This window comes from Dietzia maris, assembly GCF_014144855.1.
Classification (GTDB): Bacteria; Actinomycetota; Actinomycetes; order Mycobacteriales; family Mycobacteriaceae; genus Dietzia; species Dietzia kunjamensis.
Window position 1 is genome coordinate 1 of sequence record NZ_JAALDN010000520.1, and the last position, 4843, is coordinate 4843.

5 protein-coding genes are annotated in these 4843 nt (G+C 65.8%); all 5 read right to left on the minus strand.

Annotation, left to right across the window (positions count from 1 at the left end; all coding sequences use genetic code 11):
* Positions 1–224 precede the first annotated feature (224 nt).
* Positions 225–728, minus strand: a complete 504-nt coding sequence (locus G6024_RS15545; protein ID WP_159149116.1) for a hypothetical protein — start codon at positions 726–728, stop codon at positions 225–227.
* Complete coding sequence (locus G6024_RS15550) at positions 722–1123, minus strand: type II toxin-antitoxin system RelB family anti-toxin (RefSeq protein WP_159149117.1); 402 nt, start codon at positions 1121–1123, stop codon at positions 722–724. Before G6024_RS15550 ends, G6024_RS15545 begins: the two co-directional genes overlap by 7 nt.
* A 93-nt stretch (positions 1124–1216) precedes the next feature.
* Positions 1217–1708 (minus strand): hypothetical protein, encoded by a 492-nt coding sequence (locus tag G6024_RS15555; protein WP_159149118.1) that lies wholly within the window; start codon positions 1706–1708, stop codon positions 1217–1219.
* Positions 1709–2429: 721 nt separating this feature from the next.
* Entirely contained in the window at positions 2430–2909 is a 480-nt protein-coding gene (locus G6024_RS15560; protein WP_235027941.1) for a MarR family winged helix-turn-helix transcriptional regulator, read from the minus strand.
* Positions 2910–2985: 76 nt separating this feature from the next.
* A partial coding sequence (locus G6024_RS15565) for a chromosome partitioning protein (protein ID WP_159149119.1) occupies positions 2986–4843 on the minus strand: 1858 nt, incomplete at its 5' end.

Consider the following 4843-nt stretch of genomic DNA (forward strand, 5'->3'; position numbering starts at 1 on the left):
GCTACCCGATCATCAGAACCGCGCTTTCCGAAAGGCGTCCCAAACAGACGGCCACGGACAACCGGAGGGTGATGTGTGGCAGATCCCGGAGTACGCGCCACGGATGGTATCGGTGTACACGCATGCCGGGGATCTGATCACGTAGGTCCGAAAGCTACCGCCGTTGAACAGGAATCATACGAGTGTGGCTACCGCGCCGCCCGCGACATGCTGCGCCGGTTGAATTAATGTGAGTCGGCGTTGTCGGTTTCGCTAACGCTTATGTGGGTGACTCGCGAATCGAAGTTGTTCTCCAAATCACTCAGAAGCTCTTTTTCGATAGAGAATCGAAAGGCGCCGTTCGTTGCGAGGAGTTGAAGGTCCATATGCAAGACAGTTAGAGCCGCGCCGTGGGTGGCTGCAGCGCCGTACTCAAGCATGAATGACTTGACCTCGTCATCCGAGAGCTTCGCTTCGGGGAGGACTTCCCAGTTTACTGCGACGTCTGCTTCGACAATCACGTTGGCGCTCTTCACCCAGAACTTCAGACGGAAAGCAACCATGCCGCTGGCGATGACCACGCCCCACTGAAAGTTCGCGCCATCGTCGACCTGTGCGTTGGCACGCTGCAGCTTCTCGTCTTCCTCGTCCATCGGGATGGTCTGGACAAGGCGAGCCTGATGCGAGATCACCTGGATCGATGTGTCGCCCAACTTTGCCAGCGCAGATTTAAACTCCGAACTCAGCACCGTGCGTCGACCCACATTTTCCGCGCCGAAGTCGCTGGCCGCTCGCCGACGGACACGTGCATCGATGCACTAAGCCATTCAGACATGCTCGGCGTGCTTGCGGCGAGGTCTTCACACTCAAGTTCCGCATCCAAGTGGAGTCTTGCGCCGATAGCGTGTGCATACCGGACAATCGTGTCCATCCGGGGGGCGCTGTCGAACTTCTCGAAACGAGACACGAATGAACGGTCAATGCCCATCCGACCAGCCACCTGGGTCTGATTGAGTCCGGCCTGCTCACGCAATTCGACCAGACGACGGAGGAAGGTGCGCTCCTCTACGCGGAGGGCAACCGCCCGAGCCTCCTCGGGCGAGCCATCAGCCCCAGGCGTCTCATGGACAACTCTCAGTGCCATAGCGGTGCTCCTTCCACTTTTCCAGGGATGTGCTCGATACTGCACCAGTGTGGCACCTGTCGCATAATTCCGGGGCCAAACGTGATGCAAACGTCACAGCGTGGGGTACGACCAGCCAGCATCGTCGAAAAGTACTCCAACCTTGTCCATAGCCTTGCGGATCTGGCGGTCCTGCTCCCCCGGCTCACGCTTGTGCGACTGCTTCACCCCGTAGTGAACCAAAGCCACCATGGGCAGAGGGCCGTGCGGCTCCGCGAAGTAGATCCGATGGTAGGTGCGGTAGAGCACCCCCTTGGGAGTCTTCTTGTTCCGGCCCAGAGACTTGAACTCCCCCACCCAGGGAAGCCCTGGCTCGGCAAAACGTCCGCCCAGAGGCGCCTCGTAGTAGGCCCCATCGCTAAGGGGGTAGCCCTTTTCGTCGCGAACACAGCTCAGCCCGGGGCCGCGAACCGCCTTGATGATCTGGTCGTAAACCGTCCAGGCCATTAGGTCGTTCTTTCGAAGCCTGCGCAAGTACTCATCGACCTCATCGTCGATGAGGACCTGACACCCGCCCTGAAGGCACCGCGGCGTGTAGGAGGTCACGTGACAAGACCTCCCAGCCTAGCGCGCAGTAAAGCGGGCAAGCTCCCCCCTCCGAGCCGTCGCACCATTATTCACCGTTCGCCATCTCAGGCACCATCCCACTGGTCGGGTGCTTGGTTCTCTTCTCCGGCGCCGTTGACCAAGCCGGCGGCTGAGTTCGCCCTGCGACGGTGCGCCGATGTCGCAGGCAGCCCGTACTTCGGGGGGCTCGAACGGAAGCGGCCGGCCTGTGCCTTCGTCGTCGAGGCATTCGGCTTCCGCTTCGAGCATGTCGTCGACGCCGGGGGCGCGGTGTTGTCGAGATAGGTGGAGGGCGGCACGCTTTTCCTTAGTCGTCGGAGGGCAGTCTCCGGGATTCTTCCTTAGCGGCTTCCATCCCGTGGTCGAGTTGCTCCGAGAGTCGCGCCGGGGGCCTCTCGCACCACACCGGCAGTCAACCCGCCTCGCTTCCACACATCAAACGACGGTTTCGACGGTGGTTTCTACTTTCCCCACGCTTTGAGTGACTACAAGACGCAATCAAGCGCAACGCCCCGTCGGTGCGTCGGAACATTGACCGAGTTCATACACCACTCTCGATGACATCGACACACGCTCAATAACACACAGGTTCGACGACCCCCCTACAAAAAATCAGGGGTTCGATTCCCTTCGGGGGCACAAGCAAAACGAGAAGGGCCCGGGCGGTTGCCCGGGCCCTTCTCGTCTCTCCCGCTCCGCGTCAGGTGGGCCGGGTGATTCCGTCCACCTCACCGATGCGGTCGACGACTCGCTCGTAGATGTCGGTGAGTGCGAGTACCTCGTGCTCGGAGAGCACGTCGATGAACAACTCCCGGACCTTCTCGACGTGCTTGGGGGCCACTGACGCGATCGCCTGGGCGCCCGCCTCGGTGAGGGTGACGACGGTCCCGCGACCGTCCTCCGCGCATTCTCCCTTGGCCACCAGGCCGCGCCCCTCCATACGCCGGACCTGGTGAGAGACCCGGCTGCGGTCCCAGCCGAGTGCGGCGCCGAGTTCCCTCGCCCGGAGTCCCCGGTTGTCGGCCTCACTGAGGCTCACCAGAACCGAGTAATCGGATTGAGACATCGAGGCGTCCCGCTGGAGTTGGCGCTCCATGGCGAGTTCGAGCAGTTGGTTCACATCGCGGTACCGGCGCCACATGCGCTGCTCGTCATCGCTCAACCAGCGTGTCTCCGTCATGGGGCTATTACAGCACGACGACCCACTCGGCATTCCTCCACCACCGCTCCGGGGCGCCCGCCGCCGTCAACGGCGTTCACTCGCGATCGGCGCAAGACCTCTGCATGACGTGGGTGTGTGCGCCCCCGATACCCGCGAACCGGGCGCGGTCGCACGTGAGCACGATGACCTGTGACGTCGCCGCAGCCGCGGCGATGACCGCTCCCATGGTGAGTCGGCGAGAGGGATCCGTATAGCCCATGGTGTCGTCGAGGAAAACGGGGACGCCGTCGTCACCGACGAGTCGCGCACAGGCGATCCGGACGATCACCGCCAACTGCTCCCTGGCGCCCCCGGACAGCGATTCGTAGTCGACGGTCACATCCCCGACCCGCCTGGACAGGATGGTCAGATCCTCGCCGAGCCTCACGTCGAAGTCACGCCCGTACACGAGTGAACCGAGTTCGACGACCGCCCTGTGGAACGGGGCCTGGTACGCGAGCAGAGCCTCCGATCGACGCGCCGCGAGTGTGCGGTGGAGCAGGTCCGCCGCACGGGCTCGGCGCCACAGCGCTGCGTTCTCCCTCTCCGCCGCCTCGAGTTCGCGCTCGGCGGAAGCGACCCCCTCGAGCCGGCCCTGGTCGCCGATCGCGTTGACCCGGCCCATCGACGTGGCGACGGCAGCAGCCGATTCGCGTTCCTCGGCGGCCAGTGAGGACAGCGAGGCCCGGGCGTTGTCCAGCAGACCGGGCGGCGCGTCGGCGAGCGCCTCGTCCAATTTCGCCTTCGCCTCCCGTGCCTTCCCACGGGCGGTCTCTGCCCGGAGGCGCGCCTCCCCCGCCCTCTCCTCGAGGCTGAGATCCGGGGCGGCGTCACGCGCGGCCGACAGCGCCTCCCCGCACTCACCGTGCCGGCCGGCTGCCTCGTCTGCCAGTGCGATACGGGTCGCGTACTCGGTGCGGAGTGTTTCGGCCTCGGCGGATGCGGCGCGATCCTCCGCCCTGCAGCGGACGACCGATTCCTCCGCGGCGGCGTACTCGGTCTCCGGATCGCCCTCCCCCTCCGCGACGGCCCCGCCTTCCCGCCCCTCCGCGACCTGGCCGGACGGCACGGTCCCGGCCGGGACCCGTGAGCGCAGGTCGTCCCGCCTCGCGGTGAGATCATCCGCCGTCTCGCCGCCGAGGAGGTCCGATCGCCGTCGACGCAGTGCCTCGATCTCGGCACGCAGGGCGCCCGCCCGCCGGGAGCGTTCCTCCGCCTCCGTGGGGTTCTCCACACCGAGCTCCGCGAGAAGGTGGTCCAGCCGGAGGCGAGCGGACTGCTCGTCCCGTCGGACGGAGTCCGTGTCACCCGCGGGGACGACAGTCAGCGAGACCGTCCCGACCTCGAAGACGGTGTCCTCCACGATCTCGTGCGTCCACCCCGCAGAGGCGTCGAGTCCCTCCCCTCCGACCCGGAACTCGCCCTCACCGGTGATCTCCACCCGGGGAGCACTGGCTGCGGACCGGATGACGGCCTCCCGCAGCGTCTCGTCCGCGCGGCGGATGGCGTCGACCGAGTCATCGGCGACGTCGACCGCGGCGAGCTCCGCCTCCTTGCGGCGCAGCTCGTCCCCCACCTCTGTCAGGATCCCGAGGAGTCGTTCCAGGTGCTCGAGGTCCGCACGCCTGCGGTCGCCCTCCTCGACCGCGCGTGCGGCATCGAGGCGGGTGCGGGCCCGGATCACTCGCTTCTCCGCCGCCTCCAGTTCGGCCCTCGCCCGACGGGCCCGCTGCTGGGCGGGTTCCAGCCTCTCGGCCGCGGTGGCGGCGGCCGCCCGCAGATCGGTCTCCCTCCGCTGTTCGGTCATCGCCCTGTCGATGAGTTCCCGACGCTCTCGTTGGTCGCGCAGCGCGGCGTCATGCGCGGCCACCGCCCGGTCGACCTCGGCATCGGCGGATGCGCTGACCCCTCTG

What these genes read in the sequence shown, in the direction of transcription:
- G6024_RS15550 (WP_159149117.1), bottom strand. Translation starts at nt 1,123, where the DNA reads ATGGCACTGAGAGTTGTCCATGAGACGCCTGGGGCTGATGGCTCGCCC.
- G6024_RS15560 (WP_235027941.1), bottom strand. Translation starts at nt 2,909, where the DNA reads ATGACGGAGACACGCTGGTTGAGCGATGACGAGCAGCGCATGTGGCGC.